Raw genomic sequence first — 17516 nt, forward strand, 5'->3', positions numbered from 1 at the left:
TTAAAGTAATTTTGGATTATAGATTTTTATAGTCAGTTGCTAATTGTGTAAGTTCGCTCAGAGTCAAGTTTGACATAAAGCCGTAATAGTATTGCTGGCTTTTAGTGTGTGCTTTGGGATTTATAGATGGAATATAAGTGTTTATTCTCATTTCCTTTTTTGCTTTAGCCAACGCTTCTAGATTAGCGGCAATGATCTTATTTAAGAAAATGTTTTTTGGATCTTTTTCTTTTTGTTTCAAACAATTGTACAAACTTTCTCCATAGTTTTCAATGTAATAATCATTATAGATCTGCTCGTATTCAATTCTTTTTTTTAAGTCAGTAAACAATATTTTATCAGTATAAAAATCTTTTTTCTTCGTTCCAATTTTGCTGCTTATTCTTTCTATTCGCTCATCACAATTCGGATGGGTTTTTAGGGAGTCGATATTCCAATTAAAAATATGATCTTTTGAATAATTGTATTTAGAAAAATCTTCCATTACAATCCAATCTTTAAGAAACGGTTGATTTTTGGTAGTAAAATTTTTAACGTAACTTTTTCTACTTAAACTATCTCTTTCTGTATCTGTTTTAGAAAGATGTTTTAATAAATCAATACTTGAGGCAGAATTGTAATTGGTGTTTTTGTAGAAAACTAATCCCAATGAATCGGCTTGAAATTCATGATAACGAGATTTGTACTTGCCATCGTACACATATTTTTTTACAAGTGCATCCGATTTAGTTTGTTTGTTGTATTTTGATTTTCTAATCTCTTTTTCAGCCTTTTTATTTTCATCACTATTTTGGGCAATGATCGATTTTTGAATACTAGTATCCCGATGATTTAAAACATAATGTGCTATTTCGTGAGACAAAACAAATCCTATTTCTGCTTCGTCATTTAAATATTTTAAAAGTTCCAAATTAAAAATAATAGTACCATCTCCTATGCTAAAAGCGTTCGGTTCTGAATTCCTAGAAAAATAAGCCTGGATTTTCTTATCAGCTAAAACAGGATTGTTGCTGATGATTTCGGTAACAATTTTATCAATGTAGCTTTGTATTTTATCATCAAAGTAGAGTTCTTTTTTGTCAATTTTTCTTTTTATGTATTCAAATTGGTTGCTATAACTTTCTTGAATCTCTTTACTCGTATTACCAGAATAAGCTTTCTTAATTTCTTTAATCTTTAATTTATGACGATTTGAAAATTCTTCGATAAAAAGTTTACGTTTAGAAAAGGAAGTCGTATCAAATGGAGTATAATTTTGGGCGTGACCTGAAATAAATAATAAAATAGAAAGAGTAGTAAAAAAATAGTATTTCATTTGTTAAATTTAGAATTTAAGAGCGCAAATATACTAATGTTTTATTTTTATTAAAATTTAATTAAGATTTTTGCTACAACATTACATTTAGCATTTTTTGTGTAGCAACAATCGCAGCAACGGTTTGGTCAGAGTCTAGTCCTCTTGTTTTAAATTCCTTTCCCTTATTTGTCCATGTAATGATAGTTTCACACAATGCGTCGGAGCTGCTTCCTGGCGGGATTCGAACAGCATAATCAATTAATTTTGGTAATTCTAAATCTTTGGTTTTATAAATTTTGGCTAAAGCATTCATAAAAGCATCAAATTGTCCATCACCTTGCGCGTGTTCTTCAATAATTTCTCCCTCTATTTTTAAAGACAAAGTGGTCGAAGGTCGCATTCCTTTAGCATGAGATAAAATATACGATTCTACTACAATTCTTTCTTGATAAGTCTGACTGTCTAAAACATCCGATATAATATAAGGTAAATCTTCCTTGGTAACGGTTTCTTTTTTGTCACCTAATTCTATAATTCTTTGTGTTACTAATTTCAAATCTTCGGGATTAAGCTGCAAACCTAATTCTTGCAAATTTTTCTCGATATTGGCTTTACCTGATGTTTTTCCTAATGCATATTTTCGTTGCCTGCCAAAGCGTTCAGGAAGCAAATCATTAAAATATAAATTGTTTTTATTGTCGCCATCCGCATGAATTCCTGCTGTTTGAGTAAAAACATTATCACCAACAATAGGTTTATTAGCCGGAATTCTATAGCCTGTAAATGTCTCTACCAATTTACTCACAGAGTACAAAGAACACTCTTTTACACTCATTTCTATTTCTGGCATAAAGTCATTGATAACCGCAACAGTACTTTCAAGAGGCGCATTTCCAGCACGTTCTCCCATCCCGTTTACCGTTACATGAAGCCCATTTATGCCTGCTTTTACAGCTTCCATCACATTAGCAATACTTAAATCATAATCATTGTGTGCATGAAAATCAAAATGAGTATCAGGATATCTTGTCGTTATTTGAGAAATAAAACTGAAAGTTTCTGAAGGAATAAGAACGCCTAAAGTATCAGGAAGTAAGATACGTTTTACTGGTTGTTGTGTCAAAAAATCTAAATACTGAAAAACATATTCCGGTGAATTACGCATTCCGTTGCTCCAGTCTTCTAAATAAACATTAGTGTCAATATTATTTGCTTGAGCCAACGCTATGGTTTGAGCAATCTCCTCAAAATGTTGTTCGGGTGTTTTCTTTAATTGATGCGTTAAATGATTTAGCGAGCCTTTCGTCAATAAATTTTGAACTTTTGCTCCCGAATTCTTCATCCATTCAATAGAAAGGCCACCGTCAACAAAAGTCAAAACCTCAATTCTATTGCTATATCCTTTCTCTTCAGCCCACGCCATAATACCTTTTACACCTTGAAATTCGCCTTCGCTAACACGTGCCGAAGCAATTTCGATTCTGTCAACATTTAATTCTTCGAGTAATAATTGCGCAATGGTTAGTTTTTCTGCAGCCGAGAACGAAACTCCAGAGGTTTGTTCCCCATCTCGAAGTGTCGTATCCATTATTTCAATTTTTCTTTTTCCCATTATGGTTTTCGTATTGACTTATTTTTTTTGGGGCGTGTCACCAATAAAAAAACGGCAAAAGCCACTTTATCGTTAGCCGTTTTTTATTGCTGTCGGGCTTTCCGCTACAATCTTTTTTATAAAATTTGCCAAAAGGCTGCATTTTATAAAAAAGGATTTCCACTGCAATCCCTCACGCGAACTCGTAACAGCATAACAAATCCAGATTTATTATTTTTATTCAGTAATAAAACACCACTATTTATACCTTTATAATTGATGTTTTTTTTAAAAAGCAATCAATGTATTAATCAACAAGGCAAGAGATAGATAGTAAATAGTGCTGCTTTGTAATTATTAATACGGTAATTTATCCGCAAATTCTAATATTTCCTCTTTTATGTTTTGTAGATAATCAATATCATCAAAACCATTAATCATATTTTCTTTCTTATAACCAGAGAGGTTAAACGTTTCTGTTTCCCCTGTTTGTAGGATTTTAATTGTTTGCTCAGGAAGGTTTATTTCTAATGCTGTTTTAGGATCAGCATCAATTGCAGCAAAAATTTTATTAGAAAATTCAGGGCTTACTTGAACGGGCAAAACGCCAATATTCAAGCAATTTCCTTTAAAAATATCAGCAAAAAAAGAAGAGACAACGGCTCTAAAACCATAATCGTAAACCGCCCAAGCAGCATGCTCACGAGAAGAACCCGAGCCAAAGTTTTTTCCGCCAACAAGAATTTTTCCGGAGTAAGTTGGATTGTTCAAAACGAAATCTGCTTTTTTCGATCCATCAGGATGGTAGCGCCAATCCCGGAAAAGATTATCTCCAAAACCGACACGCTCTGTTGCTTTCAAGAAACGAGCTGGAATTATTTGGTCTGTATCTACGTTTTCTATTGGTAACGGCACTGCGCTACTGGTAAGAATATTAAATTTATCGTAAGCCATGGGAATTTTAGATTTTAGATTAACGATTTTAGATTGTTGATTTCTGCGAAGAGACCTATTTTTAATCGCTATTTTTTATGTAATATATTGTAAAATGTCACTTTAATAAAAAATTTAGTATTCTAACGAAATCTGAAATGCTACGCCAATTCGCTAGCGCTCGGGTCAAAAATCGTTAATCTACATTCTTAAATCTTTTAAAAAAGCTCTCTCGGATCTGTCAATTTTCCTGTAACTGCCGCTGCTGCTGCCATAATTGGACTTGCTAATAAGGTTCTTGAACCCGGACCTTGACGACCTTCAAAATTTCTATTGGAAGTGCTTACTGCATATTTTCCAGTAGGAACTTTATCATCGTTCATCGCTAAACAAGCAGAACAACCTGGCTGACGTAATACAAAACCTGCTGCTGTTAAAGTGTCTAGTAAACCTTCTTCTTTTATTTGAGCTTCAACAACATGTGAACCGGGAACTAACCATGCGGTTACATTATCTGCTTTTTTATGACCTTTTACAATTTCTGTAAAAGCTCTAAAATCTTCAATACGTCCGTTGGTGCAACTTCCTAAGAAAACAAAATCAATTGGTTTGCCAATCATGACATCATTTTCTTCGAAGCCCATATAGGCTAATGATTTTTTATAGGTTTCTTCCCCGCCTTCTACTTGGTTGGCTTTTGGAATGTTTTTTGAGATACCAATTCCCATTCCCGGATTTGTGCCATAAGTAATCATGGGTTCGATATCTTCTGCTTTAATGTTTAATTCTTTATCAAAAATTGCATCAGCATCAGTTTTTAAAGTTTTCCAGTATTCAACTGCTTTGATCCACGCTTCTCCTTTTGGAGCATATAATCGTCCTTCAAGGAAATCGAATGTCTTTTGGTCAGGAGCAATCATTCCACCACGAGCACCCATTTCGATACTTAAATTACAAACCGTCATCCTACCTTCCATAGACATGTCTTCAAAAACATTTCCAGCGTATTCAGCAAAATACCCCGTTCCACCAGAAGTGGTCAGTTTAGAAATAATGTAAAGAGCAACATCTTTTGGACCAACACCTTTACTCAAAGTTCCATTTACGTTGATCCGCATTTTCTTTGGTTTTGGCTGCATAATACATTGTGTGGCTAGTACCATTTCAACCTCCGAAGTTCCAATTCCGAAAGCAATCGCTCCAAAAGCACCATGTGTCGAGGTATGAGAATCTCCGCAAACGATTGTTGCTCCGGGTAATGTAATTCCGTTTTCAGGTCCTACAACGTGAACAATTCCGTTCTTTTGATGTCCTAATCCCCAATGCGAAATGCCGTATTCGGCAGCGTTATCTTCTAATGCTTTCAGCTGATTCGCTGATAAAGGGTCTGCAACAGGTAAATGTTGATTTATAGTTGGCGTGTTATGATCGGCAGTAGCAAAAGTTCGCTCCGGATACAAAACGGTAATACCTCTTTCTTTTAAACCTAAAAAAGCAACAGGACTCGTAACTTCATGTATAAAATGACGATCAATAAAAAACACATCTGGTCCATCATCAATTTTTCGCACCACATGCGAATCCCATACTTTATCAAATAATGTAGTACTCATTTTAACTGTTTTTTTTAAGTGTATTTTTTGATTTTACATCCCAATTATTTTATGGAATTGTAGTAATAAAAACAAATTTATAAAAACAGATAAAGCAGCAAATTTCGATTATTGATTATATACGATACCCAAACTAATTTTACGAGGTATTAGAGATGCTTTTTTAATTTATGTTGTTTTGTGATGCTTTTTGTTTTGTCTTTAATTACTAGAAGTTTTTCTTTTATTGGCATGTAGTGTTTGTTTGATAATTTATAAAATTGCTATATTTTGACTTGTTTTAAATATTTTTTTTGATAAATTAATAATAAAACACTTTTTGATTAAATAATTCTTAGTCTTTTTTATTTCTATATTTTCTCAATACATTACATTGATGTTTTTTGAATATTGTATTATTAATCTATTTTTCGAGTACTTTATTTTACGACATCCAGATTGTAGAAAAAATTATGTAGTTATTTTTCAAGGTTTAAAAGTGTATGTTTTTTTGTCGAGAGATTTAAAAAACATCAGAGAATCTGTCACAAAAGAGGCAGTGTATTTTTTCTTTCTTTATTAACAAGTTGGTTTCTGTTTTTTGTCTAAAAATAACCTAAATTTGAAATTCAATTTTTGTAATTTTAAATAATTACAATCACTTCAATTCCAGCTATGTACTTAATTTTTGATACCGAAACTACAGGATTACCTAAGCGTTGGGGCGCACCTATTTCTGATACGGACAACTGGCCACGTTGTATTCAAATCGCCTGGCAGTTGCATGATGATATGGGGAAGCTCATCGAACGTCAGGATTATTTGGTTAAACCAGAAGGTTTTAATATTCCTTATGATGCCGAACGTATTCACGGAATTTCAACAGAATTGGCCGAAGCCGAAGGAATTTCTTTAGCCGAAGTTTTAGAGAAATTTAATGTCGCTTTAGGCAAAGCCAAATATATTGTAGGTCAGAATTTAGGTTTTGATATCAATATTATGGGTTGTGAATTTTATAGATTGGGAGTAGAAAGCCAAATGAGTTCCATGCCAATTTTGGATACCTGTACAGAGGTTACTGCTTCTTTATTAAAATTACCTGGAGGTCGTGGAGGAAAATTCAAATTACCAACACTTACAGAGTTACATAGTTATTTATTCAATAAGCCTTTTGGTGAAGCGCACAACGCTACTGCCGATGTGGAGGCAACTACGCGTTGTTTTCTAGAATTAATTAGACGTGAAATTTTCACGAAGGAAGAACTCGATGTGGAGCCAGGTTATTTCAAAGAATTTCAAAATAGAAATCCTTCCGAAATAAAGCTAATTGGTTTAAAACATATCAATCTCAAAGCGGCTTCGGATAAAATTCGTCAGCAATTTGGAGAGAAACAGGAACCAGCGGTTTCAAAGAAAGAGCTTTCTGAGAATAAAAAAGTGTTGGTAGACACGCAGTTTGTGCACTTACACAACCATACCCAATTCTCAGTATTGCAATCTACCATTAGTATTGCAGCATTAGTCAAAGCGGCGGCACAACAAAAAATGCCTGCTGTTGCCATGACGGATCATGCCAATTTAATGGGTGCTTTTCACTTTGTGCGTGATATTTTATACCACAATAAAGCGGCTGAAGCCAAAAATAAAGCGGCAATCGAAAACGGTGAGGAACCTACTGAAGTTACGATGAAACCGATTGTAGGTTGTGAGTTTTTTGTTTGTGATGATCATAAAAACAAGTCGGTCAAGGATAATGGCTACCAAATAGTGCTTTTGGCGAAGACCAAAAAAGGCTATCATAATTTAGCCAAAATGTCATCGATCGCTTATACAGAAGGATTTTATTATGTTCCAAGAATTGATAGAAAGGTCATTCAGGAATTCAAAGAAGATATTATCGTATTGTCTGGAAACTTGTATGGAGAAATTCCAAATAAGATTTTAAACATTGGTGAAAATCAAGCCGAAGAAGCCTTAATTTGGTGGAAGAACGAATTCAAAGATGATTTTTATATTGAGGTGATGCGTCACAATCAAGAAGACGAAAATCGAGTAAATGCTTCTTTAGTTTCATTGGCTAGAAAACATGATGTTAAAATTGTTGCTACAAACAACACCTTTTATATAGATAAGGAAAATTCGAATGCGCACGATATTTTGCTTTGTGTGCGCGATGGCGAAAAGCAAACTACACCTATAGGTCGTGGTCGTGGTTATCGTTACGGATTGCCGAATCAGGAATATTATTTCAAGTCGGGAGACGAGATGAAGCAACTTTTTGCTAATCTGCCAGAAGCAATTTCTAATATAGCAGAAATTGTAGATAAAATTGAAATTTATGACTTGGCTCGAGAAGTTTTACTTCCGAAATTTGAAATTCCAGTAGAGTTCAATGATCCTGAAGATGCAAAAGATGGAGGAGTTCGTGGAGAAAATGCGTATTTAAGACACCTTACTTTTGAAGGTGCTAGAAGACGATATGCAGAGATCACAGAAGAAATTCAAGAACGTCTCGATTTTGAATTATTAACGATTTCGAATTCTGGTTATCCTGGATATTTCCTGATTGTACAGGATTTAATTGCTGAGGCACGAAGCATGGGAGTTTCTGTTGGACCCGGTCGTGGTTCTGCAGCGGGTTCAGTAGTTGCGTATTGTTTGAAGATTACGAATATAGATCCCTTAAAATACAACCTGCTTTTTGAGCGTTTCCTGAATCCCGATCGTGTGTCCCTTCCCGATATTGATATCGATTTTGATGATGAAGGTCGCAGCAGCGTTATGGATTATGTGATTCGTAAATACGGTTCAAAACAAGTGGCACAAATTATCACTTATGGTAAAATGGCGACGAAATCTGCCATTCGAGATACGGCGAGAGTTTTAGATTTACCCTTATTTGAAGCAGATAAAATTGCCAAGTTGATTCCAGGAATGATGCCGTCTAAATGGAACTTGGCTCGTTTTTTAAATGAAAAGGAAGACGTAATTAAAAAGGCAGTTCGTCCAGAAGAATACGATAAAATTAAAGAATTAATTGGTCTTGCCGGTGAAGATGATCTAGGTGGAGAAACCATTCAGCAAGCTAAAGTTTTAGAAGGAAATCTTAGAAATACTGGTATTCACGCTTGTGGAGTAATTATTACGCCAAGCGATATTACGAATTTTGTTCCTGTGGCTACTGCTAAAGATTCAGATTTGTATGTAACACAATTTGACAACTCGGTGGTAGAAAGTGCCGGTTTGTTGAAGATGGATTTCTTGGGTTTGAAAACCCTGACTTTGATAAAAGATACTGTTAAATTAGTAAAATATAGAACTGGAATCGATCTTGATCCGGATACGTTTCCTATTGATGATTTAAAAACATACGAACTCTTTCAACGTGGAGAAACGGTGGGAATTTTTCAATATGAGAGTCCAGGAATGCAGAAATACATGAAGGAATTAAAGCCAACGGTTTTTCCGGATTTAATTGCCATGAATGCCTTGTATCGTCCGGGGCCAATTGCTTATATTCCGAGTTTCGTCAAGCGAAAAAATGGTGAAGAAGAGATTATTTATGATCTAGATGCGTGCGAAGAATTATTAAAAGATACGTACGGAATTACAGTTTACCAAGAGCAAGTAATGCTTTTGTCCCAAAAACTAGCCGATTTCTCTAAAGGTGATGCTGACGTTTTACGTAAAGCGATGGGAAAAAAGCAAAAAGATGTTTTGGATAAAATGAAACCCAAATTTATCAATCAAGCTGCCGCCAAAGGTCATGCCGAAGATAAACTAGAAAAAATTTGGAAAGACTGGGAAGCCTTTGCAGAATATGCCTTTAATAAATCACACTCGACTTGTTATGCATGGATTGCTTATCAAACCGCTTATTTAAAAGCCAATTATCCTGCGGAATATATGGCTGCCGTTTTGTCTAATAATATGAGTGATATCAAGCAAGTTTCTTTTTTCATGGAGGAATGTAAGCGAATGGGATTGCAGGTTTTAGGACCAGACGTAAATGAGTCTTTTTATAAATTTACTGTAAATGACGATTATGCAGTCCGTTTTGGAATGGGCGCTATCAAAGGTGTAGGTTCTGGAGCAGTAGCAACTATTGTAGAAAACAGAAAAGATGGAAAATACAAATCTATTTTTGATTTAGCCAAACGAATTGATTTGCGTGCCGCCAATAAAAAAGCAATTGAAAACTTGGCTTTAGCGGGTGGTTTTGATTCTTTTGGAAACACCACAAGAGCTCAATATTTTCATGATGATGGCGACGGAATTACTTTTTACGAAAAAGCGATTCGATATGGTTCTAAATACCAAGAAAATGAAAATTCATCTCAAGTGAGTTTATTTGGCGAAAGCAGCGATGTACAAATAGAGGAACCTGTTGTGCCTCCTTGCGAAGACTGGAGTACTATGGAAAAGCTAGCGAAAGAGAAAGAGGTGGTTGGAATCTATATTTCTGGACATCCTTTGGATGATTTTAAATTTGAAATGAAGTATTTCTGCAATTCTAAATTAGAAGCGCTCAAAAACATGGAGGCTCATGTAGGCAAAACACTTGCTTTTGGAGGTATAGTTTCTAATGTACAAAGACGTATTGCTAAAAACGGAAAGGAATGGGCGATTTTTAATCTAGAAGGCTTTGATGAAAGTTTTGAGTTTAAAATATTTAATGAAGAATACTTGAATTTTCATCGCTATTTACTTCCTAATAATTTTGTTTATTTTAAAATTTTGATAAAAGACGGATGGGTAAACAGAGATACTGGTAAAAAATCAGAACCAAGAATGCAATTTACGGATGCAAAACAGTTGCAAGATGTACTAAGTATTTTTGCTAAGAAATTAATTTTACTATTGAATATAAATGATTTAGAAGCAGAATTTATTCATAAACTAAGTCGTCTTTTTCAGGAAAATAAAGGAGATAATACGGTTTCTTTTGAAGTGATGGAAATCGAAAAAACGAAAAGGCTTGTTGAAGTCGCTGCTCCAGAAATAGAAAATGACGAAGAAGTTTTTGTGGAGGAGAATGAGGATTCTGAAATTGAAGCTGATATTATGGCAAATTCAAATGCTGTAGTTAAGGCAAAAGTAGAAGAAATTGAGGAGATTAAAGTTGTTACTAAATTAGCAATGCCAAGCAGAAAATTAAAAATTAATATTTCTAATGAATTGTTACTAGAATTAGAAAAAATGCAAATAAATTTCAAATTAAATTAATTTTTAACCCAAAGAGCTCTTTTATTTATAGTTGTAAATGTTAATTTTTTCGACCTAAAGAGCTGATTTTAATATGCATGCATATTAATTTGTTTTTATGTGTGTATTTATTTAGTAAATGCAGATGCGCTATGAGTGAAATTAATTAAATTTGTGTTAAAAAAAAAATAAAATTATGAAAAAGAACCTTTTTTTATTAGGATTTATGGCTTGCTCTTTGACTATGATGGGGCAAACTGACAAACAAGAAAGCTGGTATTTTAAATTAGGCGGATCTTACTTTACACAAACTGCAGCTACGGAATTTCCTACAGTAGGTGGTAACGCAGCTTTAAGTAAAGTGTATGTTGGAGGAAAATTAGTTTCTGAAGAAAGCGTTACTGGATCTTTTGGAGAAGGTTTTAGAACTGGTTTTACAGCAGGTTACCGTTTTAATACTCGTTTAGGAGTAGAAATGGGTGTTAACTACTATAATAGTACTGATAAAACTATGGCAAAAACAGTTTCTGATGTGCCAATTACTCCAGCTGGTGTTTATAATTTTGAATCAGTAGGTCAAATTACTGCTTTTGATTTAGCTCCTGCATTAGTATTGTTTTTAGGAGAGCACAAAGGTTTTGAGCCTTACACAAAAGTAGGTATTTTAGTGCCTATTCACGGTGATTTAGAAATTACTTCTGATGCGAATGCACCGATAGCTTTTGCTCCATCAGGTGCTCCAACTGCTTTTGGAAAGATTCACAGCGTTGATAAAGTAAAACCAAATCCAACTGTTGGTTTTATGTCTGCTTTAGGAACATCTTACAAGTTAGGTAAAAATATTTCTGCTTATGCTGAACTAGAGTATCGTAACTTTACTGTTCATGGTAAAACAAAAGAAACAACTGAGTTTACAATAAACGGTACTGATAGATTAAATACTAGAACTCAAGCACAAATTCATACCAATTACCAAGATAAAATTGATGTTAAATCTAATAACGCTGCAACTAATCCAAGTGGTTTAGATTCAACTAAACCAATGGACGAATTAAGTTCTTATGTTGGTATTTCTGGTTTAGGTTTTACTTTAGGTTTGAAATACAGTCTATAATCTAATACTTTTTTTAAACAATATATTTAAGAGGTTGTCTTTTGGCAACCTCTTTTTTTTAGCCCTGATCGAAGCGGCATCCTTTTAGTATCTTGTTGCGAGGAACAAGCAATAAGAGACTAAAAGATATAGCGTAGAGCAGGAATAGCTACTAATTTTGAATAAATAGATTTAAAAAACATTTTTTATAAAGAATGACAATACACTTATAATCAAAACTAATTTTTAAATAGTGTTTGATTTGTTTTTAATTTCTAAATTTGTATCCAAGTTCTGAACGCGCTCAGGACTTTTAAAATCTAAAAAAAAACAATATGGCATTAGCAATAACAGATGCTACTTTTGAAGAAGTAGTTTTGAAATCAGACAAACCAGTAATGGTAGATTTTTGGGCAGCATGGTGTGGACCTTGTAGAATGGTTGGTCCAATCATTGACGAATTGAGTACTGAATACGAAGGTAAAGTAGTAATTGGGAAAGTAGATGTTGATGCAAACCAAGAATTTGCTGCAAAATACGGAGTGAGAAACATACCAACAGTATTGGTTTTTCATAACGGAGAAGTAGTAGGGAAACAAGTAGGAGTTGCTCCTAAACAAACTTACGCAGATAGTTTAGACGCTTTGTTGTAATCGGTAGATTATAATTTATATAGAAAGGTTTGGCGAAAGTCAAGCCTTTTCTTATTTTTAACCCACACCAATCTCTGTTGTAATGAAAATCAATTTGTTTGTATTGTGTTTTGTTTTAGTATTTTATTCCTGTCAATCGGTTAAGAAAACTACTGTAACTTTAGAAACTGGAATTTCTAAAGAACTAGCAACTTATCGCAAGAGCCAAGTATCTGCCGTTTCTTATGATTTAGCATTTGCTATTCCGAAAGAGAAAGAAATTCCTATTCTATCGCATCTTGTTTTAAATTTAAATCTTACCAATACTCAGCAGTCTTTGTATTTAGATTTTAATGAAAAGAAAGAAAATCTAAAATCAGTTGTAGTCAATGGAAAAACAGTTGCCATTATTCACGAAAAAGAGCATTTGATTATAGCTAAAGAGTTTTTGGTAAAAGGTAAAAATAGGGTTGAGGTTGATTTTATAGCAGGAGAATTATCATTAAATAGAAACGATGATTTTTTATACACTTTATTGGTTCCAGATAGAGCAAGTACTTTATTTCCGTGTTTTGATCAGCCTGATATCAAAGCTACTTACACACTTTCTATAACGGCACCAAAAGGTTGGTCTGTTCTAGCTGGCGCTCCGCTAATCAATAAAATCGAGAAAGGAGATTTTGAGCAATACCAGTTTGGTAAATCCGATAGCATGAGCACATACTTATTTTCATTTGTCGCTGGTGAATTTAAAAGTATTTCTCAGAATTTAGATAATTTTCCGATGACTATGTTGTATCGAGAAAGTAATACCGAAAAAATTAGCGAGAGTACCGATGCTATTTTTACTTTGCACCGACAAGCGATTTCCTTTTTAGAAAAATATACCCAACATCCTTTTCCATTCCAAAAAATGGATTTTGCTACAATTCCTGTATTTCAATATGGCGGAATGGAGCATGTAGGTGCGATTCAATATAGAGAATCGAAGTTGTTTTTGGACAACAGCGCAACAGACAGCGAAAAATTAAGTAGAGGAAAGCTTATTGCCCATGAAAGTTCACACATGTGGTTTGGCGATTTGGTCACTATGAAATGGTTTAATGATGTCTGGATGAAGGAAGTGTTTGCTAATTTTATGGCCGATAAAATAATGAATCCAGCTTTTCCAAAAATCAATCACAAGTTGCAGTTTTTGGCAACACATTACTCTAGTGCGTATGACGAAGATCGAACCAAAGGAACGCATCCTATTCGTCAGAACTTAGCGAATCTTAAAGATGCAGGTTCTCTTTATGGAAACATCATTTATAATAAAGCTCCTATTATGATGCGACAATTAGAAGCAACGATGGGAAAAGAAGTATTTCAAAAAGGAATTCAGAAATACATACAGAAATATGCAAACTCAAATGCAGATTGGGAAAATTTAGTAGCGATATTAGACAAGGAAACTCCAATTGATATAAAAAAATGGAGTGATGTTTGGGTAAATCAGTCGGGTAGAGCTTTATTTAAGGATCAAATTGAATATGGTGAAACTGGTGAGATAAAGAATTTCTTAATTGAGCAACAAGCCGAAGACGGTTCGCAGAACGTATGGCCACAAATTTTTGAAATTGGATTGATATATCCTGATACTATCAAAACTATTAAGGTGAATGTAAAAGATCGGATTACAAATGTTGCTGAAGCAATTGGTATGATAAAACCAGTCTCTATTATTTACAATTATGACGGTTTAGGTTATGGTGTTTTTCCAGTTGATACTAAAAATATTGATGCAATTCAAAATACAAAGGACGAAGTAGCTAGAGCTTATAGTTATATTAATGTCTATGAAACTACATTAATTGGCAAAATCAAACCATTAATAGCTTTTGATAGTTTTTCAAAAGCAATTGCGGTAGAGGAAAATGAGTTAATTGTGAAGTTGTTGTCCAATCAGTTGAGTACATTGTTTTGGGATTTTCTAACTGTAAAGCAACAATATAAAGCGCAAGTAGAATTAGAAGCAATAATTTACAACAGATTGCAAGCTGATTTACCTTCGAATATCAAAAAGACATTATTTGGTTTGTTTGAAAATGTCGCTTACTCTAAATCAGGTAAAGAAAAATTATATCAAATTTGGAATAAAGAAGTTAACATTCCAAATCTTAAGTTAAACGAAAACGATTACACTAATTTGGCTATGGATTTAGCAATATATCAGCATGATAAATCAGATGTCATATTGTATAAAACGAGACAAGCAATTACAAGCTCGGATAAACAAAAACGTTTTGATTTCCTTCTTCCCTCATTGTCTAATGATGTAACTGTTAGAGATTCTTTTATGCAATCACTTAAACTGCAAAAGAATAGAGAAAAAGAAGCTTGGGTACAAATAGCTTTGGCCAATATTCATCATCCATTGCGTCAGGATAGTTCAAAAAAATATTTAAAAGAGTGTTTAGATTTAATAGAAGAAATACAACTTTCAGGAGATATATTTTTTCCAAAAGGTTGGTTGGTTAACAGTGTGGGTAAATATTCCTCTGTAGAAGCTTTTCAAATCGTAAGTGATTTTTTGAAACAAAACCCTAATTTCAGTCCAATTCTAAAGAGAAAATTATTGCAGGCTACTGATAATTTAGCGCGCGCTCAGGAAATTAAAAAGGAAATAGAATGAAAATCGAATCCCAAATAGAGAAAATCTCCAGTTTTCAACATCTAGAATTATTAGCAAATCAAGTGGTCGAAGGCTTTATTTCAGGAATGCATAAAAGTCCCTTTCATGGCTTTTCTGCTGAATTTGCGGAGCATAAAGTGTATAATGTTGGCGAAAGCACCAAACATATTGATTGGAAGCTTTTTGCCAAAACGGATCGTCTGTATGCCAAACGCTTTGAGGAAGAGACCAATTTACGATGTCATATTATTATTGATAACTCATCGTCAATGCATTATCCAAAGCTAAAAGAAAATCAAAATTTTTTTGAGAACAAAATAGGGTTCTCAGTATTGGCTTCTGCAGTTTTAATGAATTTATTAAAAAAGCAACGTGATGCAATTGGACTTAGTGTTTTCTCTGATCAATATGAATACTATGCGCCTGAAAAAGGGAGTGATCGCCATCATAGAATGATATTAAATGCATTAGAAGGCCTGCTTAAAAAGCCTGTTACTCATAAAATGACACATACTACTACCTTCTTGCATCAAATAGCCGAGAAGATTCACCGACGCTCTATGATTATTTTATTTACGGATATGTTTCAGTCAGGAAGTAACGCGGTACAAGACGAAGCGTTGTTTAGTGCTTTGCAACATTTAAAACATAATAAACACAAAGTTGTTTTATTTCACGTTATAGATGCTAAAACGGAGCGAAGTTTTGACTTTGATAATGCACCAAGAAAGTTTATTGATGTAGAAACCTTAGAAGAAGTAGCTGTTTTTGCCGATAATGTGAAGGAAGAATACGAAAAAGAGGTGGAAAAATACTTTAAAAAGTTAGCTTTAACCTGTTCTCAGAATAGAATTAAGTACATTCCTGTTAGTGTAGAGGAAAGTTTTGAAAAAATAATGACGACATACTTAGTTGAAAAACAAAACTTTGGCTAAAACATTAAAAATTTATTAATTATTTTTTAAAAAAAGGCTTGCGTAAACGGAAATCTATTGTATCTTTGCCACCGCAATAACGCAGAGGTTTGGTAGTTCAGTTGGTTAGAATACATGCCTGTCACGCATGGGGTCGCGGGTTCGAGTCCCGTCCAGACCGCAATATTGGGGAAAGCCTTTCGTAACAGAAAGGCTTTTTTGCCCCATAAGGTTTTTAACGTTAGTTGTGTTGTTTGCTACGAATTTGTAACTCGTAGCGGGTTTAGTAGTTAGACCAATGAAAAGCTTTTCGCTTCGGCGAATAGCTTTTTTGATTAAAGAGAAGGGAATTCGATTTTGTAGTATTATAATTTAACAAAATCCAAATTTCAAAAAAATATAAGTTAAATAATGTTGGTTTGGTAGTTCAGTTGGTTAGAATACATGCCTGTCACGCATGGGGTCGCGGGTTCGAGTCCCGTCCAGACCGCCAATATTAAAAAAAAAGTCTTTCGTAACAGAAAGACTTTTTTTGTTTAATATATTTCTATCAAATGTTGAAATTTACTCATTGCACTTGCTATTTAGTCTTTTAGAGTGAAAGTTGTTAATTTGATTTCTAAAAATCGGGATTCTTTAAATTAATTTAAAAAACCCTCAAATTCGAGATTACTATCCATTATTTTATGATTCTTTAGGATCTAGTTTGTCGAATCGTGATTAACGGCAATTTTCAGTTGGGATTTTAGAAAGTATACTTTCGTTAAAAGCCGTTCGTTTTGATTGATTTTCCTTTTGGCGTTTCCCATTCTAAAAAAGAGGCTATATCCGAGTTCGGTTATAACCTCTTTTTTAGAATGGGTCGGGCTATTCGCTTCAAGTCCTCGTCAAGTTCCGTTGCACTTCACTTGACTGTGGGCTTTACACTGCTATCCCTAACGCAATTTTGTTTTTCTCAGACGTTTAGAAAAGGTTAGACTTAATAAACAATTTACTATTCTAGATCTGAGTCTGCTCAATAAGATTACTACACCTATATATAGGTAAGAAAAAAACACCTACTTATATATAGGTGTAAAAAACAGCGGTTTTATAAATCCTAGTATCGCGTTATCTATATATAATACAAGAATAGCAATCCTTAAGTGTTTTTAGATTTCAAAGAGAATTGCTTAAGCGATATTATATTGACATTTGATTGTGCTAAAGAAGAAACTCCTACTTATATATAGGTGTCAAAACGGTGTTTATCTAAATTCTAGTATCGTTGTAGCTATATATAAGGTAAGAATAGTAATAATTAAAGAAAATAGAAGCGTTTAAAATGACTACGCTATATATAATAGGTAGCTTTAAGGAGGATTACGAAGAGTAAATGTTATGTATAAACCCAATAAAAGGGCATAAAATCCTTTTTTAGATTGCATTTAGAAGAGTGGAGTAGTTGTTTAGAAAAAAAATATCACATTCAAAAATCAGATTTTCAGCTCTTTAAATAAAATAGTAGTAAAAGGTTAAAAAAAAGTGATTAAAAAAGCTTGCATAACGGTATAAACGTTGTAGTTTTGCACCCGCAATGGCGTAT

Annotated in this window: 9 protein-coding genes and 2 tRNA genes; 7 read left to right on the forward strand and 4 right to left on the reverse strand. The window is 33.7% G+C overall.

Features of this window, described 5'->3' with window-relative positions; genetic code table 11:
* Nucleotides 1-16 precede the first annotated feature (16 nt).
* From H2650_RS04160 to leuC, 4 genes are all read right to left on the reverse strand, one after another.
* On the reverse strand, nt 17-1315 hold the full coding sequence (locus H2650_RS04160; RefSeq protein ID WP_188049486.1) for a M48 family metalloprotease: 1299 nt from the start codon (nt 1313-1315) through the stop codon (nt 17-19).
* 73 nt (nt 1316-1388) lie between these two features.
* Nucleotides 1389-2909 (reverse strand): alpha-isopropylmalate synthase regulatory domain-containing protein, encoded by a 1521-nt coding sequence (locus H2650_RS04165; protein WP_188049487.1) that lies wholly within the window; start codon nt 2907-2909, stop codon nt 1389-1391.
* Nucleotides 2910-3245: 336 nt separating this feature from the next.
* The gene (gene leuD, locus H2650_RS04170; protein WP_188049488.1) at nt 3246-3842 is read right to left on the reverse strand and encodes a 3-isopropylmalate dehydratase small subunit; all 597 of its coding nucleotides are present in this window, start codon (nt 3840-3842) and stop codon (nt 3246-3248) included.
* A gap of 197 nt (nt 3843-4039) precedes the next feature.
* A complete protein-coding gene (gene leuC, locus H2650_RS04175; RefSeq protein ID WP_188049489.1) occupies nt 4040-5434 on the reverse strand; it encodes a 3-isopropylmalate dehydratase large subunit in 1395 nt (464 codons plus the stop codon).
* Between the two features lie 654 nt (nt 5435-6088).
* Between leuC and dnaE the strand changes: the two genes are divergently transcribed.
* The 7 genes from dnaE (at nt 6089) to H2650_RS04210 (ending at nt 16424) form a co-directional block, all read left to right on the forward strand.
* Nucleotides 6089-10639: a DNA polymerase III subunit alpha gene (gene dnaE, locus H2650_RS04180; RefSeq protein ID WP_188049490.1), complete on the forward strand. Its 4551-nt coding sequence runs from the start codon at nt 6089-6091 to the stop codon at nt 10637-10639.
* A 175-nt stretch (nt 10640-10814) separates the two neighbouring features.
* On the forward strand, nt 10815-11732 hold the full coding sequence (locus H2650_RS04185; RefSeq protein ID WP_188049491.1) for an outer membrane beta-barrel protein: 918 nt from the start codon (nt 10815-10817) through the stop codon (nt 11730-11732).
* Nucleotides 11733-12046: 314 nt separating this feature from the next.
* Complete coding sequence (gene trxA, locus H2650_RS04190) at nt 12047-12364, forward strand: thioredoxin (protein ID WP_072945763.1); 318 nt, start codon at nt 12047-12049, stop codon at nt 12362-12364.
* An 82-nt stretch (nt 12365-12446) separates the two neighbouring features.
* Nucleotides 12447-15017, forward strand: coding sequence for a M1 family aminopeptidase (locus tag H2650_RS04195; RefSeq protein WP_188049492.1), 2571 nt, complete (start codon nt 12447-12449; stop codon nt 15015-15017).
* Entirely contained in the window at nt 15014-15952 is a 939-nt protein-coding gene (locus H2650_RS04200) for a DUF58 domain-containing protein (protein WP_188049493.1), read from the forward strand. The genes H2650_RS04195 and H2650_RS04200 overlap by 4 nt, the downstream gene beginning before the upstream one ends.
* An 86-nt stretch (nt 15953-16038) precedes the next feature.
* Nucleotides 16039-16112: transfer RNA gene (locus H2650_RS04205), tRNA-Asp, on the forward strand.
* Nucleotides 16113-16347: 235 nt separating this feature from the next.
* Nucleotides 16348-16424 (forward strand) — tRNA-Asp (locus H2650_RS04210).
* The last annotated feature ends 1092 nt before the right edge of the window (nt 16425-17516 follow it).

It is taken from the genome of Flavobacterium sp. GP15 (genome assembly GCF_014281985.1).
Lineage (GTDB): Bacteria > Bacteroidota > Bacteroidia > Flavobacteriales > Flavobacteriaceae > Flavobacterium > Flavobacterium pygoscelis.

What these genes read in the sequence shown, in the direction of transcription:
- H2650_RS04195 (WP_188049492.1), top strand. Translation starts at nt 12,447, where the DNA reads ATGAAAATCAATTTGTTTGTATTGTGTTTTGTTTTAGTATTTTATTCC.
- leuC (WP_188049489.1), bottom strand. Translation starts at nt 5,434, where the DNA reads ATGAGTACTACATTATTTGATAAAGTATGGGATTCGCATGTGGTGCGA.
- dnaE (WP_188049490.1), top strand. Translation starts at nt 6,089, where the DNA reads ATGTACTTAATTTTTGATACCGAAACTACAGGATTACCTAAGCGTTGG.
- H2650_RS04160 (WP_188049486.1), bottom strand. Translation starts at nt 1,315, where the DNA reads ATGAAATACTATTTTTTTACTACTCTTTCTATTTTATTATTTATTTCA.
- H2650_RS04165 (WP_188049487.1), bottom strand. Translation starts at nt 2,909, where the DNA reads ATGGGAAAAAGAAAAATTGAAATAATGGATACGACACTTCGAGATGGG.
- H2650_RS04185 (WP_188049491.1), top strand. Translation starts at nt 10,815, where the DNA reads ATGAAAAAGAACCTTTTTTTATTAGGATTTATGGCTTGCTCTTTGACT.
- leuD (WP_188049488.1), bottom strand. Translation starts at nt 3,842, where the DNA reads ATGGCTTACGATAAATTTAATATTCTTACCAGTAGCGCAGTGCCGTTA.
- H2650_RS04200 (WP_188049493.1), top strand. Translation starts at nt 15,014, where the DNA reads ATGAAAATCGAATCCCAAATAGAGAAAATCTCCAGTTTTCAACATCTA.
- trxA (WP_072945763.1), top strand. Translation starts at nt 12,047, where the DNA reads ATGGCATTAGCAATAACAGATGCTACTTTTGAAGAAGTAGTTTTGAAA.